Origin of the sequence: Pseudofrankia saprophytica (assembly GCF_000235425.2) — a bacterium.
In the GTDB taxonomy this organism is placed as follows: Bacteria; Actinomycetota; Actinomycetes; order Frankiales; family Frankiaceae; genus Pseudofrankia; species Pseudofrankia saprophytica.
On the sequence record NZ_KI912266.1, the window covers coordinates 7,780,994 to 7,797,832 of the forward strand.

Consider the following 16,839-nt stretch of genomic DNA (forward strand, 5'->3'; position numbering starts at 1 on the left):
GCATGATGCACCGATTGTGTAGCCAGTCATCGGGCGGGCGCAAGAGCCCGGTCACGGCCCGCGCCCTCGCCGGCGGCGCTGGAACTGGGGCGGTACCTGGCACGATGGGACGCCCAGAGGAACGAGCCGGCCATGGGAGGTGACGAGATGACCTCGCTGGACGGCCGCGTGGCGCCCACGGAGATCACCCGGCGCCGCGAGGTCGGCACGGCCAGCGCCCGCAGCCTGCTGCTGACCGTGCTCGGCGAGTTCGTGCTGCCGCAGGACGCCCCCGTGTGGACGTCGACGCTCGTCCGGCTGCTCGGCGAGCTGGGGGTCGAGGAGAAGGCGGCCCGTCAGGCGCTCATGCGCCTGGCCGGCGACGGCTGGATCGTCGCCGACCGCCACGGCCGGCGGGCGCGTTGGAGCCTGACACCCGCGGGAGAGCGGCTGCTGGCCGACGGCACCCGGCGGATCTACTCCTTCGCGGCCTCGGTACGCCAGTGGGACGGGACGTGGCTGCTGCTGTCGGTGGACGTGCCCGAGGGGGGGCGCGCCCTGCGCCAGAAGCTGCGTACCCGGCTGGCCTGGGCCGGCTTCGGGCAACTGCCGGGCGGCCTGTGGATCTCGCCGCGGCCCGAGCGGGAGGAGGAGGCGGCGCGGGCGCTGGCCGACCTGGGGCTGGGCGACGCCGCGCTGTCCTTCCGGGCCCGCTCCGGCGCGGTCGGGGCGCCCGACGCGATGGTCCGCCAGGCCTGGGACCTCGAGGAGCTCGCGCACGACTACGACGAGTTCCTGCGCGCCGTTACGTCGCTCGAGCCGGACGGGCCCGGCCAGACGCTCGCCTACCAGGTCCGGCTGGTCCAGGAGTGGCGCCGCTTCCCGCTACGTGACCCCGGCCTGCCGCGCCAGTTCCTGCCGGTCGAGTGGAGCGGCGAGGTGGCGGCCGACCTGTTCCACCGCCGGCACGCCGCCTGGGCCGGCCTTGCCTGGACCGGCTGGCGCGCGCTCGCCGCCGAGTGATCGCGGCGGGTTGTCCCTGGTGGCCACAACCTGCTACACACATCGGAATTTGATCCGTTTACCTGTAGTTCTTTTCCGCCGGCTGCCCTATCCTTTGAGCCGCCATCGTCCGGACGCCCCGTCGCCCTTGCCAAGGAGCGACGCAGGAGGCCAGCGCATGACCACGACGTCCTCACCAGGCCAGTCCGCTCTCGCCGGGACCGCGGGGTTCAACGCCTACGACTGGCTGTTACGCCGGCGCGCCGCCGACGATCCGGCGAGACGGGCCGTCATCGCCGTCGACGCCGCCGGCCGCGCGCGGGAACTCAGCTACGGCGACCTCGACGCCCTGGTCGCCCAGTGCGGGGCCGGGCTCGTCGCCGCCGGCCTGCGCCGCGAGGAGCGCTTCGTCCTGTGCATGGCGGACGGGCCGGAGCTGGTGGCGCTGTTCCTGGCCGGGCTGCGCATCGGCGCGGTCCCGGTGCCCGTCAGCACGATGCTCACCGGCAAGGACCTCGCGACCATCCTCGCCGACAGCCTCGCCCGGCTCCTCGTGGTCAGCGCGGAGTTCGCCGCCACCGCGCACGCGGCCGTGGCCGACCTCTCGGGCGCGGCCACCCCGCCGGTCCGCCTGGTCGTCGCCGGCGGCGCGCCAGCCGCCGCCGCGCCCGGCGCGGCCGCGGCGTCGACCTTCGAGAAGTTCCTCGCCGCGGGCAGCGGTGAGCGGGTGCCGCTCGCCGACACGCGCTACGACAGCCCCGGGTTCTGGCTCTACACGTCCGGCACCACCGGCACGCCGAAAGCGGCGATGCACCGCCACGGGTCGCTGCGCGACACCGTCGACACCTACGCCACCGATGTGCTCGACATCCGGCCCGACGACGTCACCTTCTCCGTCGCCAAGGTCTTCTTCGCCTACGGCCTGGGCAACAGCCTGACCTTCCCGTTCGCTGCCGGGGCGACGACCGTCCTCGCCCACGCGCGGCCGAACCCGACGGCCGTCGCCCGGGTCGTCACCGAGCACCGGCCGACGCTGTTCTTCGCTGGCCCGACGTTCTACGCCGCGCTCCTCGCCGCCGACCTGCCCGCCGACACCTTCGCCAGCGTCCGCCTCGCGGTGAGCGCCGGCGAGGCCTGCCCCGCCGACCTGCTGCGCCGCTTCCAGCGGCGCTTCGGCATCGAGGTCCTCGACGGCATCGGCTCCACCGAGATGCTGCACATCTTCCTGTCCAACCGCCCCGGCCGTGTCCGGCCCGGCACCACCGGAACGCCCGTCGCCGGCTACGACCTGCGCCTCGTCGACAGCGACGGCCGCCACGTCACGCCCGGCGAGCCCGGCCAGCTGATGGTCCGCGGCCGCTCGGCGGCCAGCGGCTACTGGTGCCGCGCCGACATCTCCCGCCAGGTGTTCGAGGGCCCGTGGACCCGAACCGGCGACATATATGTCGAGGACGAGGACGGCTACTACACCTGCCTCGGCCGCACCGGCGACGTCCTGAAGGCGGGCGGCATCTGGGTCTCCCCCGGCGAGGTCGAGGAACGGCTACGGGCCCACCCCGCGGTCGCGCAGGCCGTCGTCGTCGCGGTCACCGACCACGACGGCCTGGAGACCCCGGTCGCCTGCGTCGTCCCGGCCCCCGGCGAGCAGGTCGGCGAGGCCGACCTCGTCGCCTTCTGCCGCGAAGGACTCGCCGCATTCAAGCGCCCCCGCCGCGTGTTCGTCCTCCCTGAGCTCCCCCTCACCGGCACCGGCAAGATCGCCCGCTCCCAGGTCCGCCATCTGGCCACCACCCTGATGACCAACCCGGACGAGCCCACCACGCCCGCCGAGCCGTCCCCGCTCACCACCGCCAACTGACCCGGCGACGTTCCATGAGCGTCCCGCGGGCCGCTTTCCAGTCGAACTACGGGCGCGCTGGCCGACAGCTGACAGCTGACAGCTGACAGCGCGACGTGCCTGCCGTCGCAGTAGCTGTCGCCCGGCGAAGGCACTGCCGTCGACAACACCGTCGTTCCTCATCCCACCTGGGAGCACACGATGACCCACCGATCCGGTCCTGAGATCTCCATCGTCGCGACGCCCCCGGCGACGAGATGGACGATGCGCGGGCAGCATGCGAGGAACCTCCTCGACGGGCTGCCTTCCGTGCGGGCGCGGTATCGGCGGGCGGGCCTGCGCCTGACCGCCTTATCCGCCCTGGCCGCGAGCCTGTTCCTGACTGCCGGATGTGGGAGCGGTGGCGACAACAGCGACGAGAACCCGCCAGCGGACAGCGCCCCGAGCACGGCCGGGGTGCTCGGGCCGGCGGCCCCGGCCCAGGGGACCCCGGTCCGGATCGGAACAATCTCGGACGGCAAGACCCCCTTCGGGGACGTGTCCATCCAGTTCCACGTGGCCGACGCCACCATCAAGTACCTGAACGAGCACCGCTCTGGCATCGCCGGCCGGCCTATTCAACTGGTCACGTGTGAGGCCCAGGCGGACCCGAGCAAGAGCATCGACTGCGCGAACCGCATGATCCAGGAGAACGTCGTCGCCGTCGTCCTGCCCGAGCTGACAGCGATGGATGACGTCTGGAGGACGCTGCACGACGCGAAGATGCCGGTGATGCTCTTCGGCGCGAGCAGCTCGACGCTGCTGGCCGACACCGAGTCGACCTTCACCCTGGGTGATCCGCTGTTCGGCCGGGTGAGCCTGCCCATCCAGCTCGCGAAGGACTCCGGCGCCACCAAGGTGACGGCGATCGTGATCGACGTGCCGGCCGCGCTGAGTCTCTATGACACGATCGCGCCGCCGATATTCGAGGAAGCCGGCATCGGCCTCAAGGTCGTCCGGGTTCCCCCGGGCACCCCCGACATGACGCCCCAGCTGCAGAGCCTGGCCGCCAGCGACCCCGGAGTCGTGCAGATCGTGGGGAACGACGCGTTCTGCATCAGCGCGTTGAACGGTCTGCGGGCGATCGGATTCAACGGCAAGATCACCGCTATCGCGCAGTGCATCACCGACGCGACCCGCCGGGCGGTGCCGGCGGACATGCTCGAGGGGATAGCCGTCGCCGCCGCGACGCCGATCGGAACGGACAACCCGTCGACACGCCTTTACAACGCCGTCGTGGAAACCTACGGCAACGGCATCGACACCAGCTCGGCCGGCGGGGTGAGCATGTTCATCGCGCTCGCCGGCTTCCAGGCGGCGACCGAGGGGATCTCAGGGAGAGACATCACCCCGGAGGCCATCGTCGCTGCAATCAAGGCGATGCCGGAGAAGGAGCTGCCGGGCGCGGGCGGCTTGCGGTTCCGCTGCAACGGCAAGGCCAGCCCGACAGCGCCGGCGATCTGCGTCCGCGGCGGGCTGATCACCACCCTGAACGCCAAGGGCCAGCCCACTGACTATAAGGCGGTCGGTTCCTCTCCCATCGGAGGCTGAGGGGCTCTGTTGTGTTGTCTGGGCGCAGCGGTTGGGCCGACCGGTCAGGCATGATCGCCGCTGGGCGGAGTTCCGGGCCGCGACGCCTGTCGAGGGCGGCGCGCCGGGGCATTAACAGTTTCCCAACTTTGGCACATATGCCGGGCGAAATAGCAGCAGCCAGTAGCATGTGGGACATCTGGGGGCATTCGGGGACCGCGGTCATGACGGCAGATTCCAGAACCGGCTCGGGGGCCGGCCGGTCGTGTGGACGGGCCACCGCCTGAGAACGGCAGAGAGACAGTGGACGACGGCGAACGCGCGCATGGAGCCGGCCCGAAGGATCTCGGTGCCGAGACCGACGCCTTCCTGACCGCGTGGCGGAGCTTTCCGGCCACGTCCCCGCCGTCGCTGGCCGCGCTTCGGCGCCTTGCCGCCCGGCGGCCACCCCCGAGGGCGGCGGCCGATCGCCGTGACGACCGACGTTCCTCACCCGGCGCCGCGCCGCCGTATGCCACGCCGCCGTATGCCACGCCACCGGGCGCCGCACCGCCGGCCCCGGCCCCGGGGCCGGCCGGGGCGCCATCGGGGCGGGCTCGCCCGGCCCAGCCGATGGCGTCGACCCCGCCGAGGCCCGACGACGTGGCCGAACCCGGACCGCCGAACACCTACGCCGCGAACGACGGTGCCACGGTCTTCGTCGGACGGCTCAGCCGGGACGCCCAGTTCCGCGTCCTCGGCCGCCGGGCCGCGGTCCTGGCCGCCGTGCTTCTCCTGGCCGTCGTCGGTTCGGTCACGGCGGCGGCGGTGCTCGTCCGATGAGTCTGAACAACCACCGACAACCCTCTGGGAGAGCGTGTGTCCGAGCAGCCAGTGTCGCCGGCCGAGGTGGCGTGGTTCGCGCAGCGGTGCGACCTGGTCGTCCGCAACGTCGAACGCGTCATCCGCGGCAAGACGGATGTCATCCGGCTGGCTGTGCTCTGCCTCGCCGCCGAGGGTCATCTGCTCATCGATGACGTGCCGGGCGTGGGCAAGACGTCGATCGCGAAGGCGCTGGCGAGGTCGATCGCTGGCACGATGCGCCGGATCCAGTGCACGCCGGACCTGCTGCCGACCGATGTCACCGGCGTCAACATCTGGAATGCCGACACCAGGAAGTTCGAGTTCCAGCCCGGCCCCGTGTTCGCGAACGTCGTACTCGCCGACGAGGTGAACCGGGCGTCACCGAAGACGCAGTCCGCGCTGTTGGAGGTGATGGAGGAACGGCAGGTGACCCTCGACGGAACCGCCTACCCGCTGGAGCGGCCCTTCCTGGTCATCGCCACCCAGAACCCGGTCGAGCACGGCGGCACCTTCGACCTGCCCGAGGCGCAGATCGACCGGTTCATGATGCGCCTCGCGGTCGGCTACCCGAGCCACGAGGCGGAGGTGGACATGCTGGCCAGCCGGTCGGCCGGCCAGTCGGTCGAGGACCTGGCGCCGGTGGTGTCCGCCGCCGATGCGCAGCTGATGACCGCGACGGTGCGGCGCGTCCACATAAGCCGCGACCTGCTCAGCTACGTCGTGACGATCGTGGACGCCACCCGCCGGCGCGGCGAGCTCCGGCTGGGCGCGAGCCCCCGCGGGGGTCTCGCGCTCGTCGTCGCGGCGCAGGCGCACGCGGCGGCCGAGGGACGCGCCTTCGTCATTCCCGACGACGTCAAGACGCTCGCCCCGCATGTTCTCGGGCATCGGCTGCTCCTGCGCCCGGAGGCCGAGCTGAACGGCGTGACCGCCGAGAAGGTGCTCGGCTCGATTCTCGTCGGGATCCCGGTACCCGGCGAACGGCCGGCCTTCCGATGATCACTCGCTCCGGGCTCCTCATGGCCGCGCTCGCGGTGGCCCTGGGTGTCGCCGGCTTCGTCCTGCGCTACCCGGAGTTCGTCGTCATGTCGGCCGCGGCCACGCTGGCGCTCGTCGTCGCCTGCGGCTGGCTGTTCGTGGCCCCGGACGTCGTGATCAATCGTGAGATCCGCCCGGCCGGGGTGGTGGAGGGCGAGCCGGCTTCCGGCGTCCTCACGGTCACCAACGTCTCCGGGCGGCGCTGCCCGCCGCTGCGGGCCGCCGAGCGCGTCGCCGGCACGTCGATCGGCATCGCGCTTCCCAGCCTCGCGGCCGGGGCCGGAACCCAGCGCGGTTACGCGATCCCCACCGGGCGGCGCGGGGTGTTCGAGATCGGCCCGCTGGTCGTCGGCCACAGTGATCCGCTGCGGCTCATCCAGCTGCGCCGGGAGCTGCCCGGGCGCTCGACCCTGCGGGTGCGCCCGCGGGTGCTCGCCGTCGCGCCGCTGCCGACCGGGGGGTCGTTCGAGCTCGACGGGCCGGCGGCGCGTGAGGCACCGCTGGGCGGTGTCGCGTTCCACTCGCTGCGGGAGTACGTGCGCGGCGACGACCGGCGGCTCATTCACTGGAGGTCCTCCGCCAGGGTCGCCAAGCTCATGGTCCGGCAGAACGTCGTGCCCAACGAAATGACCATGATGATCGTGCTGGACACCAGCGCCGCCCCGTACGCCGACGACTTCTTCGAGGACGCGGTGCGGATAACCTCGTCGCTGCTCGCCGCCGGGCTCACCCGGGGCTTCCCGGTCGAGCTGTGGACCACCGGCCGAGGACGCCTCGCGGCCGGCCGGGACAGCGCGGCCGGGGAGGCGATGCTGGACCTGCTCGCCGAGGTGACGCCGCGGGCCGACGACCCTGGCCTGGCCGCGTTGGCGGCCATGGCGCCGGGCACCTCCGGCGTCGCGCTCGGGGTCGTGACGGGTCAGCCGCCGCCGTCGGCGCTGGGCGCCGTGTCGACCGTGCGGCCCCGGTACGCCATGGTCAGCCTCGTCCAGGTCGGTGAGCTGTTCGGCCGGCCGGCGCCGTCGGTGCCCGGGGCGCTCGCGGTCAACGTGCGGACCAGCGACGAGTTCGCGGCCGTCTGGGGTTCGCGGGCGCGCCGATGACCGCGCTGACCACACCGGTCCCGTCCCCCACGCGGACCCAGTCCCCCACGCCGCTCACCACCGGCCGTCGCCTCCGGCCGGGCGACGTGCTCCTGGCCGGGGCGTCGATGCTGCCCGCCGCGGTCGCCCTCGGCGCGCTGTTCGACGGCTACCGCTACCTGGCGCCGCTGGCCGGCGCCGTCGCCGTCGCGGCGGTCGCCGGCGCCGTCGCGGCCCGGCGGCTGGCGACGGTCGAGCTGGTCTGTCTCGTCGGTGCGCTGGGCGGCCTGCTCTACGGCACGGCGGTGACCGCGGGCCGCGTCGACCTGCTGCTGCGGGCGCTGCGCGACGGCTGGCGACCGCTGCTGACCACGGCCGTGCCCGCCGAGCCGAGCGCGCTGCTGCTGGCACCGCTGGGCGCGGTGCTGTGGGTCGCCACGTTCACCGCCGTCGTGCTGGCGGTGCGCTGGCACGGCGCGCTGCTGCCGGCGCTGCCCCCGCTGCTCGTGACGGTCGGGTTCCTGCTGCTGGTCGCCGAGGCCGGGCAGCGCCGGCGGGTCACGCAGCTTGCGCTCACCGGATGCTTCGTGGTGCTCGTGCTCGTGCTCGCGGCGGTGCGCTCGGCGCGCGCGGGGGTGCTCCCCGGCCAGTCCGAGCCGACCGGGGGCGGATGGCGCCCGGGGGCGCAGCCGTCCGGGCATCGGTCCCGGTTGGCCGGGCCGCTGGTGATCGGGCTGCCGGTGGTCGCGACGGTCGCGGTGCTGGCGACGGCGGTCGGCGTCATCGTGCCGATCGACTCCGCCGACCGGTACGACCCCAGGGAACACAGCAGCCCGCCGGTCGACGACGTCGCCCTGCTCAACCCACTCGTGCGGGTGCGCGCGCAGCTGGACACCCCCAAGCCGACGACGCTGTTCACCATCCGGCTGACGCCCCCGGCCGCCGCCTGGCCGCCCGCCGGGCCGGCCACGTCGCCCCGGGTGCGGACGGCCGCCCTCGGCACGTTCGACGGCGCCACCTGGAGCGTCGACGGGAACTTCACCGCGGTCGACAAGGTGCTGCCGGGGCCGGACGAGCCGGTCACGACGACGGTCGCCCGCGCGAAGGTGCACGCCGACGTGACCTTCGACGAGTTCGATGACGCACTGCTGCCCGCGCTCGGCCAGCCGACCGCCATCGACTACGCCACCGCCAGCGGTTCCGGCCCGCGGGCGGGAAGAGGACCGGCGTTCGAGCCGGCGTCGGGAACGCTCGCCCTGCTGTCGCCGCCGCGGGCCGGCGACCGCTTCGACCTGACGGCCGAGGTACCGCAGCCGTCGGACGCGCAGCTGGCCGCGGCCGTCGTCGCGACCGGGCCGGGCGCGGACCGCTACCGGGTGCTGCCGAACCTGCCGGACGACCTGCGGGCCGACCTGCTCGCCACCGCCAGGCGGACGACGGCCGAGGCCGCGACGACGTACGACAAGCTGGTCGCGCTCGCCGCCTTCCTGCGCGACGGCAGCGCGTTCCCCTACGACCTGCACGCGACGCCGGGCCACTCCTACGGCCGGCTCACCCGGCTGCTGGACTCCGCCGACCCGGCGGACCGTCGCGGCTACGCGGAGCAGCGCGCCGCCGCGTTCGCCGTCCTGGCCCGCGCGCTCGGGTTCCCGACCCGGATCAGCGTCGGCTACCTGCTCGACGAGGACGGCCCGAACAACGCCAACAGCGCCGACAGCGCGGCCGACGACGGCACGTTCACGGTCACCGACCACCAGGCACACGCCTGGCCGGAGGTGCTGTTCGCCGGGATCGGCTGGGTCGGGTTCGAGCCGACCGACACGAGCGACCTGTCGAGGGCCGGGTCCCGGCTCACGCCGCCTGCCTCCCCGCCGCGCGGCCAGCAGGGCGACCAGGAGAAGCCGGCGGTCATCGCGCCGACGCAACGCGGCATCACCGTCGACGACGGAGATGACCATGGTGGGCGCCTCGACTGGCCGTTCATCCTGCTCATCGCGCTGGGCGCCCTCGCCCTCGCCGTGCCACTGGCTGTGATCGGCGAGAAGGCCCGGCGCCGGCTGGCGCGGCGGCGGCGCGGCAGCCCGGCCGACCGGGTGCGCGGCGCCTGGTGGGAGGCGCGGGACCGCCTAGGCGAGTTCGGCGTCTCCCGGTCACCGTCACTGACCAGGCGTGAGCTGGTCGGCGCCGTCGCCAGGAACCCGGCCACGGCGCCGGCGGTCGCGGCGCTGCGGCTGCTCGCGGCGCTGGTCGACGAGGCGACGTTCGCCGTGGGCGGCACCGGAGCCGACGATCCCGACCGGGCCTGGGCGCTGGTCGGCGACGTCCGCCGGGAGCTGGGGCGCGCGGCCGGCCGCGCCGGCCGGATGCGGGCGCTCCTCGACCCGCGTCCGCTGTTCGCCGCCCCGGCGGCCGGCGCGGCTGGAACGGCCGGCGCGGGCCTCGCGGGCGTGCCGGGCGCTGGCGCGCCAGGCGCGAGCGCGGCGCCGACGCCGACCGGTCCGGCGATGACGCCCGCCGCCCTCGCGCCGACGCCCGCGAGCCCGTCGGACTTCCTCCTGCACTGGGTCCAGGTGCACGACCAGCAGCGACGCACGATGGTCAACGCCGGCCGGCACGACGACACGCGCGCTGACGCGCGCTGACACGACGGCGGTGCCCGGTGAATGATCACGCCCTCCCGCGTCGGCAGGCGATCCCGCGGCCGTGGCTCCTCTGGCTGCCGCGGATCCTGCTGACGCTGGTGCTCGTCGGCGCGGTCGCCGGGCTCGCGGTCGCCCTCGCGCGGCCGGAGGAGGTCCCAAGGCGGGCGGTCGACCTCGACGACGCGTCGGCGTGGCTGGTGTCGTCGGCCGTGGGCGAGGCGGTGCTCGTCGACGGGATGTCCGGGCAGATCATCGCCCGGGTCGACGTCGGCGGGAACGGGCCGGTGGGCACCCAGGAGGGCACCGACGCGTTCGTCTCGTCGGCCGACGGGACGGTGCGGCGGATCGACGGCACGACCTACCGGGTGGACCTGCCGACGAGCCCGTTCTCGGGCCGCGGCGAGCCGCTGGAGCTGTTCCCCGCGCCGGGCGCGCTGTTCGCCGTCAGCCCGGCGCGGGGGGTCGTCTTCGTCGTCGACCCGCGGACGTTGCGGGTCCGCGCGACCGTCGCCGTCCATGCCACGATCCGCGACGGCGGGGTGCTCGCCGACGCCTGGGGCCGGCTGTGGATCGTCGACGCGGCGACGGGCGACCTGCTGCGGGTGGACGGCGACGGGCGGCAGGCCCGGGTCGGGGCCGTGGACCCGAAGTGGACCAGGCTGATCTCCGTGTCCGGGCGGCCGGTGGCCGTGGACCTGGCGGCCGGGCGGGCCCGCCCGATCGAGGCGGGCGGCGTCACCGGGCCCGGGGTGTGCGTCGACGCCGACAAGGACGGCTCGGTCGTGGTGGCCGGCGCGGGCGCGGCGCCGCCGCCGGGGCAGCTGGGCGCGGACGCGGCCCGCTGGATCTTCCTGGCCAGCCAGCGCAGCGGGCTGCTGTTCCTCAGCGACCTCGCCACCCGGACCTGCGACGACGTGATCGACCTGGGCGTCGCCGGACATCGGCTGGGACAGCCGGTGGAGGCCGCCGGCCTGGTGTTCGTCCCTGACCTCACGGCCAGCCGGGTGATTGTCGTCGACCTCGCCGGGCGGAAGGTCCGGGCCGCCGCGAACGTGCCGGTCAAGCCCGGGCAGCCGTTCGAGCTGCGGCGCGCCGGGTCGGTGATGTTCTTCAACGACTCCGCGGGGAGCATCGCCGGGATCATCCAGCCCAGCGGCACCGTCACCACGGTCGAGAAGTACGGCCCTGCGCCGACGGGCGCCGACGAGCCCGCCGCCGTTCCACCGCCCCCGCCCACGTCCACGTCGCCGACACCCACGCCGTCGACACCGCCGCCGTCCCCGACCGGGCCCGCGACGTCCCCGCCCGCCACGGCCCGGCCCACGCCGCCGAAGACTCCCCCGGTCTCGCCGCCCGCGGCCGCGCCCAGCCCGCCGCCGGTCGTCCCCCCGGTCACGCGGCCGGCGCCACGGGGAACCTCTCCCGAGGCGTCGCGCCCGACGAGGCCGGCGCAGACCACCTCCGCCGCGCCCACCGGACCCCCGGTCGTCGCGCCATCGCCGGCGCCCACCTCGCCACCGCCCAGCGCGCCGCCGGTCGTCGCGACGTCGGCGCCAGCGACGGTCCCGCCGCCAGCGAACCCGCCCACGGCCCGGCTGAACGTGTCGCAGACCAGTGGGCTGGCGCCGCTTCCCGTGCGGCTCGACGCCAGCGGCTCGTCCGCGGCGAACCCGGCGGTGCCGATCGTCAGCTACAACTTCCTGGCGGGTCCCGGCGGTTCGATCACCCAGACGACCGGGGACCAGGCGTCCGCGGTGGTGGACCTGACCTTCGACACGCCAGGCACCTGGCTCGTCATGGTCCGCGTCACCGACGCGGCCGGCAACTCGGCGCAGAGCGCCTCGATCCGGGTAACCGTGAACGGCCCCCCGACGGCCCAGCCATCTCCGACTCCCCCGACGACGCAGCCCCCGACGACGCAGCCGCCGACGACACGTCCACCGACGACAGCGCCGCCGACCACGACGCGCCCGCCGACGACAACTCCACCGGCCACGACGCCTCCGCCGACGACGACTCCACCGCCGGCGACCCACACCGAGGTCACCGGCAACACCGGCTCGCCGACCTTCGCCACCGTGCATTTCGTCGGCCCGAACACCCCGAGGATCGGGGTGAACGTGGCCGTGCAGGTCCGCTGTCGGACGACCGGAGACGCGGTGGAGGACGGGAACACCTGGTTCTATCTGGTCGTGTCCGGGGTGGCGTCCGGCCGGTACGCGCCGGCCGACAACTTCTACAACAACGGCGCGACGTCCGGCCCGCACAACAACGTCTTCGTCGACACGAAGGTCCCGCTCTGCTGAGCCGAAGAGCCCCACGATTCACGTGCTGGCGGTCGCGTAGTACCGAGCCGGCAGGTTCGGTCAGGCGCCCCGGGTTTCACCGTGGCGACCGAGGGCTTCCAGGATCTCGGCGCGGTTCTGGTGGTCGATCGAGGTCGCGCCGCCGCCGGCGATAGCGGCGTCGACCGCCGCCAGCGCCTCGGCGTGCCGGCCGAGGTCGAGCAGGATCGCCGCCCTGACGCTCAGGCCGGTGGCCCGGTTGGTCCGGTCCGGCAGTGAGCCGACTCCCCTACCGGCCTGCTCGATCTCCTGGCCGCGGGCGCAGGCGGCCAGCGCCTCGTCGAGACGGTTCATCAGGTGCAGGACGACCGCCTTGTCGAGGTGGCCGAGCACGAAGTTCGGTTCTGCCCGCAGCGTCTGCTCGCAGATGGCCAGCGCCTCGTCCAGCTGGTCCCGCCGCATGTACAGCCGTTCCAGGTTGAGCAGGGTGCCGAGGTGCGCCGGATCGATCCCGAGGACCTGCCGGTAGGCGTCGGCCGCGTCGTCGGGACGGCCGAGACCGCTCAGCATCAGGCCCTGGTAGAAGTGCGCGTCGATGTAGCGCGGCCGCAGTTCGAGTGCCTCGGTGAACGCGGCGAGCGCATCCCCGTCCCGCCCGGAGCGGGCCAGCTCGTTGCCCCGCTCGACGAGGTCGATCTCGGGCGGGGCGGCCCGGTCCCTGACCTCCGGCCAGTCGGCGGGGTCGAGGAGCGTGCCGAGGCACCGGGGGCACAGCGCCGCGTCGAACCACCGTGCCTTCGCCTGCACGCACTGATAGCAGAACCGGCGTTTGCAGTCGCCGCAGATCATGTGCTGGCCGGCGAACGATCCCGGGTTGGCGCGGGCCACCGGGTTGCCCCCGGGAATCACCGAGACCGAGATCAGCCGGTCGCAGAAATTGGTGGAACAGTAATAGACGGCCACGCTCGCCTCCAGCGGCGCGTCAGGACCACCCACCCGGTGCGGATGCCGCCCGCGCCGATCAACGTGGCAAGACTCGCACGCACCAGAAGTCCCCCACGGCCGGCGTCGGCTGCGCGACAACACGACGCAAGACCGCCTCGTCCACGTCCTGAGCATCGTCCCCGTCCTGGGCGATCTCACCTGACGCTCGCCCGGCACCGGCCCCGGAATTCCCCGATCCTGGAGAAGGTGACGGGAACAATCCCGCACGAAGCGGGACGATAGATGATGGGTGCGTGTGGTCTGGCGATTTCGAGGTGCATCTGACCTGCCCGGCGATGGAAGTGGCGGCGCTCGCGACGTTCGCCGAGCGGCATGGTGCCAAGTTCAGCCACATCGAGCTCGATCAGGGAGCGACCCCTTCGCAGCCGATGCTGACGGTGTTCGGCAGCGGGACCTCAGTCGAGGTCCAGGGGCTGGCCACTCGCTGGCGGGCCCGGCTCGAGGCCGCGGGCCTGCGGGTGCTTCGTCTGAAGATCGAGGCGGCGCCCTGGAATGATGGCGTTCCTGAGTTCGACGCGCAGGCGTCCGCCGATCTGTACTTTGAGCATCACATCAAGGTTCGGCTGCCATCCGGTGACCAGCGGGTGGTGGGCGCGTTGGCCTCGACGGTGCGCGGCCACGGTGCCCGTCCCTCCCGGAACGCCCGCCGGGTCGTTGCCCAGGGCTGCGAGGACAGGTTCGTCACCCAGCGCTGCCGCGGTGTCGGTCGGCGGACCGCGGTTGGCCGGCTCGACGCCCTGCTGGCCGCGGTCCGGGATGGCGGGTTCGAGGTACGGGATGTCTGCACGGAATACGTCGTGTTCGACGACGCGGCGCACCTCGATGCCGGCTGGCTTGAGCGTGAGCTGGTCATCGGCTCGGCCCAGTAGCCGCCGGTTCCCCTCTCGACGCGAGGCGATCAGCTGGCAGCAAGCGCCGCGCCCAGGCGGTTGAGCCAGGATTGGGCGTCGCCGTCGACGTGGGGGTGCTCGGCGCGGAAACGGTCCCAGTCCACCTGGCCGGGCGAGAGCGGTTGGATCACGTCGAGGTGGTCCAGGAGTTCGAGGAGCAGGCCGCAGATGTGAGCGAGCGGCACCTGGCTGTGCTCGGCGAGCAGGACCGCGTCGTAGAGGTCCTTGCCGCGGGCAGGGACGTCGTTGAGCAGCCAGTACACCTTCCAGGCCAGGGAGAGCGCGGGGGTCGCGGCCATCATCCGCGTACCCAACGGCGGGATCTCCACGACGACCGGCTCCTCGACCAGCCGCTCCCCGAACGCCAGGTCGATCTGGAGCACGTCCCGCTCGTCGCCGACGTCGTACGGAAGCAACAGGCGGGTCACCGGCGGCGGGTGGCTCGTTCCGGGCGGCTGGCCCGGCCGTTCCTCCTGGAAGCCGTGGGGCAGTCGCGCCGGTAGCCGTGAACCTGACCGTCGCGGCAGCGTGTCGGCCGGGTACTCGTCAAGGTAGCCGTAGTAGCCGTTGATGTCGTCGACCTCGATCAGGTCCGCGCGCAGACCCGGCACCGGGTCCTCAGCGAGCGCCGCCAGGACGCCGTCCACCAGAGCCTGCTCGCCGATCCGCGCGGTCGGGTGCCCGTCCGCGTCGAGGCCGGGGTGCGTCACGACGAAGTCGATGTCCGCGGGCTCGCGCGCGGGCTCGCCCAGCCAGGCCCTGAGCGCCACGCTGCCCCGCAGCACCAGGTACTGGGCCCAACAGGACGCGGCGAGAACCCGTAACACGTGCGCCACCGCCGCGCGGCGCGCGATCAGCCTGTCGGTCACAACCACGCCGCGATTAGACCATATGTTCGATATCTACTCGACAGCCACCTGGCTCCGTCACCCAGCCGAGGCCGGCGCGAATCACGGAAGGAACCGCCCGGAATGCCGGAACTGGCGGGTTACCCGCTCGTTTGGCGGTCACAGGTCGACGAGCTCGACGGTCACGGTCGCGACGTCACCGGGCTCCAGGGCCTCGGCCTGGCGGACGGCGCGCTTGACAGGCAACACGTAGCCGCGGGTGCTGTCCGGGAAGATCGAGGTCGTCCACGAGCTGCCGCCTACCATGACCCGCACCCGTAGCGACCCGAAGCCGCGACGCAGCCCACCCGCCCGCTCACGGATCTCCTCGGACGCCTCGGCAGGCAGGCTCACGAAGGTCCAGCTGTCCGTACGCCGGGCGTCCCATATCCACAGCTCGCTATCGAAGACGACGACCACCAGCTCAGTGTCACCGCCGAGTCCGACAGTCCACGGCCGTCGGCCGCCAGTTGCCGTCCCGGCGGGTAAATCCGGGCGGCGACAAGGAACACCCGACGGCGACTTCGCCGTTAGTCTCTCCGTCCCACCTGACCAAGCCTCGCCGCCTCAGGGCCGGAAGCTGGCCCGGTATTCCGTCGGAGTGCGGCCGGTCAGCTCCCGGAATGCGGCGTTGAACGCCGACAGGGAGGTGTAGCCGATCGTGTACGCGATCGCGGTTACCGCGGCGTCCCCCGCGGCGAGTTCCTCGATGGCGCGCAACACCCGCATACGACGCAGGACCGCCCGCCAGGTCATGCCCGTCTCCGCCTCGAACCGCCGGGCCAACGTCCGCGGCGCGACGCCCACCTCGTCCGCCAGGTCCTCGAAGCGGACCTCCTCGCCGAGCCGCTCCTCGGTGAGCCGCAAGGCTCGGCGCAGCTCCGGCGATCGCCCCGCCGGCACGACCACCGGACTCGGCTGATCAGCAAGCCGCCAGGTCACCGCGGCGAGCGCGGCGAACAGCGTCTCGCCGTACGCCGTGAGGGGCTCATCGCTCTCGCCCCACGCGCCGCACTCATTCACCAGCGCCCGTGCCAGCGGGCTGAGGTCGAACACCGTCAACGGCGCTGGCGGAACCGGGGCGAAGTCGGTGTCGAACAGCACCGACGCCGTCGTCACCTGCTGCGGGATGCTCACCCGGACCGGCCGGCCCGCCTCGATCAGCGCGGCCCTGGCCGGCGGCAACAACCACGCCTGACCCCGCGCCTCCAGCCGCAGGACGCCGGCGGAGGCGCAGAGCAGGTAGTGGCGGTCGACGCAGAGGTCGCGATCGGGCTCCGGCGCGAACGTCCGGACGAAGCTGTACGCCTTCCGGGTCATCGACGGCCTCGCACGGACCGATCGTAGGAACCCGCCGCTACGCCGGTCAGGCGACCGTCTCCACCAACTCGGCCTGGAATCTCCGGCTGATCGGAACGCCGGTCATCATCGGCCGAAGCACCTCGCCGGAGCGGGCGAATGCCTCCGACCCCAGGTAGCCGCCAAACGACGCCGGGTCGTCCCATTCGTGCACGACGGTGATCCGGGTGTCGTCCTCGCGGGAGGCATAGACCCGGAAGGCGACATTGCCTGGCATGGCGCGGATCTCGTCACGCTCACCGTCGAGCTGGGCGAGGGCGGCCGGCCGATCGGCGGCAGCGGTACTGAAATCGAGGATGGCAATGAGCACCAGAGACCTCCTGGTTCGGGGCGGGTAACCGCCTCGGGCTTGATGCACCCATCTTCAGCCGGTCCCCACCCGCCGACCACGGTCAGCCGGACACGTTCACGCTCCCATCGG

General features: G+C 73.2%; 14 protein-coding genes. 9 read left to right on the forward strand and 5 right to left on the reverse strand.

Annotation, left to right across the window (positions count from 1 at the left end; genetic code table 11):
- Positions 1-132 precede the first annotated feature (132 nt).
- The 8 genes from FRCN3DRAFT_RS0232825 (at position 133) to FRCN3DRAFT_RS0232860 (ending at position 12,298) form a co-directional block, all read left to right on the forward strand.
- On the forward strand, positions 133-1,002 hold the full coding sequence (locus FRCN3DRAFT_RS0232825) for a PaaX family transcriptional regulator (RefSeq protein ID WP_051466439.1): 870 nt from the start codon (positions 133-135) through the stop codon (positions 1,000-1,002).
- Between the two features lie 157 nt (positions 1,003-1,159).
- Positions 1,160-2,839: a benzoate-CoA ligase family protein gene (locus tag FRCN3DRAFT_RS0232830; protein WP_007507913.1), complete on the forward strand. Its 1,680-nt coding sequence runs from the start codon at positions 1,160-1,162 to the stop codon at positions 2,837-2,839.
- Between the two features lie 180 nt (positions 2,840-3,019).
- Entirely contained in the window at positions 3,020-4,408 is a 1,389-nt protein-coding gene (locus tag FRCN3DRAFT_RS0232835) for an ABC transporter substrate-binding protein (protein WP_007507911.1), read from the forward strand.
- Positions 4,409-5,029: 621 nt separating this feature from the next.
- Entirely contained in the window at positions 5,030-5,209 is a 180-nt protein-coding gene (locus FRCN3DRAFT_RS54465; protein ID WP_007507909.1) for a hypothetical protein, read from the forward strand.
- A gap of 36 nt (positions 5,210-5,245) precedes the next feature.
- A complete protein-coding gene (locus FRCN3DRAFT_RS0232845; protein ID WP_007507907.1) occupies positions 5,246-6,229 on the forward strand; it encodes an AAA family ATPase in 984 nt (327 codons plus the stop codon).
- The gene (locus FRCN3DRAFT_RS0232850) at positions 6,226-7,371 is read left to right on the forward strand and encodes a DUF58 domain-containing protein (protein ID WP_007507904.1); all 1,146 of its coding nucleotides are present in this window, start codon (positions 6,226-6,228) and stop codon (positions 7,369-7,371) included. The genes FRCN3DRAFT_RS0232845 and FRCN3DRAFT_RS0232850 overlap by 4 nt, the downstream gene beginning before the upstream one ends.
- Positions 7,368-9,992 (forward strand): transglutaminase TgpA family protein, encoded by a 2,625-nt coding sequence (locus FRCN3DRAFT_RS47335; protein ID WP_007507902.1) that lies wholly within the window; start codon positions 7,368-7,370, stop codon positions 9,990-9,992. The genes FRCN3DRAFT_RS0232850 and FRCN3DRAFT_RS47335 overlap by 4 nt, the downstream gene beginning before the upstream one ends.
- 17 nt (positions 9,993-10,009) lie before the next feature.
- Positions 10,010-12,298, forward strand: coding sequence for a PKD domain-containing protein (locus FRCN3DRAFT_RS0232860; protein WP_007507899.1), 2,289 nt, complete (start codon positions 10,010-10,012; stop codon positions 12,296-12,298).
- Between the two features lie 60 nt (positions 12,299-12,358).
- Here FRCN3DRAFT_RS0232860 and FRCN3DRAFT_RS0232865 read toward each other — a convergent pair whose 3' ends face one another.
- Positions 12,359-13,273, reverse strand: a complete 915-nt coding sequence (locus FRCN3DRAFT_RS0232865; RefSeq protein ID WP_027141150.1) for a tetratricopeptide repeat protein — start codon at positions 13,271-13,273, stop codon at positions 12,359-12,361.
- A gap of 242 nt (positions 13,274-13,515) precedes the next feature.
- On the opposite strand from FRCN3DRAFT_RS0232865, the gene FRCN3DRAFT_RS47340 reads away from it, so the two are divergent.
- Entirely contained in the window at positions 13,516-14,151 is a 636-nt protein-coding gene (locus FRCN3DRAFT_RS47340; RefSeq protein ID WP_035925481.1) for a hypothetical protein, read from the forward strand.
- A gap of 29 nt (positions 14,152-14,180) precedes the next feature.
- On the opposite strand, the gene FRCN3DRAFT_RS0232875 is transcribed toward FRCN3DRAFT_RS47340, so the two are convergent.
- The 4 genes from FRCN3DRAFT_RS0232875 to FRCN3DRAFT_RS0232890 form a co-directional block, all read right to left on the reverse strand.
- Positions 14,181-15,047, reverse strand: a complete 867-nt coding sequence (locus FRCN3DRAFT_RS0232875) for a nucleotidyl transferase AbiEii/AbiGii toxin family protein (protein WP_007507893.1) — start codon at positions 15,045-15,047, stop codon at positions 14,181-14,183.
- Between the two features lie 132 nt (positions 15,048-15,179).
- Positions 15,180-15,479 (reverse strand): DUF1905 domain-containing protein, encoded by a 300-nt coding sequence (locus FRCN3DRAFT_RS0232880; RefSeq protein WP_007507891.1) that lies wholly within the window; start codon positions 15,477-15,479, stop codon positions 15,180-15,182.
- A gap of 147 nt (positions 15,480-15,626) precedes the next feature.
- Positions 15,627-16,379, reverse strand: a complete 753-nt coding sequence (locus FRCN3DRAFT_RS0232885) for an AraC family transcriptional regulator (protein WP_007507889.1) — start codon at positions 16,377-16,379, stop codon at positions 15,627-15,629.
- A 46-nt stretch (positions 16,380-16,425) separates the two neighbouring features.
- Complete coding sequence (locus FRCN3DRAFT_RS0232890) at positions 16,426-16,728, reverse strand: putative quinol monooxygenase (protein ID WP_007507887.1); 303 nt, start codon at positions 16,726-16,728, stop codon at positions 16,426-16,428.
- Positions 16,729-16,839 lie beyond the last annotated feature (111 nt).